A 206-nucleotide genomic window follows, 5' to 3' on the forward strand; every position below is an offset into this window, starting at 1 on the left:
TTCCAGTCCGGGATCAGTTCGGTAATCGCGCGCGGATCCATCACCGCGCCCGACAGGATATGCGCCCCGATCTCCGAGCCTTTTTCCAGTACGCACACGCCAAGCTCGACGCCTTTTTCCGCTGCCAGCTGCTTCAGGCGGATCGCCGCGGACAGGCCAGCCGGGCCGCCTCCGACGATCACGACGTCGTATTCCATCGACTCGCG

Annotated in this window: 1 protein-coding gene; it reads right to left on the reverse strand. The window is 64.6% G+C overall.

Features of this window, described 5'->3' with window-relative positions:
* Nucleotides 1-206, reverse strand: a 206-nt coding sequence (locus PQQ95_RS36590) for an NAD(P)/FAD-dependent oxidoreductase (RefSeq protein ID WP_408447273.1), incomplete at both ends; no start/stop codon positions are given.

The organism is Paraburkholderia caffeinilytica (genome assembly GCF_046030355.1).
GTDB classification, from domain to species: domain Bacteria; phylum Pseudomonadota; class Gammaproteobacteria; order Burkholderiales; family Burkholderiaceae; genus Paraburkholderia; species Paraburkholderia caffeinilytica_B.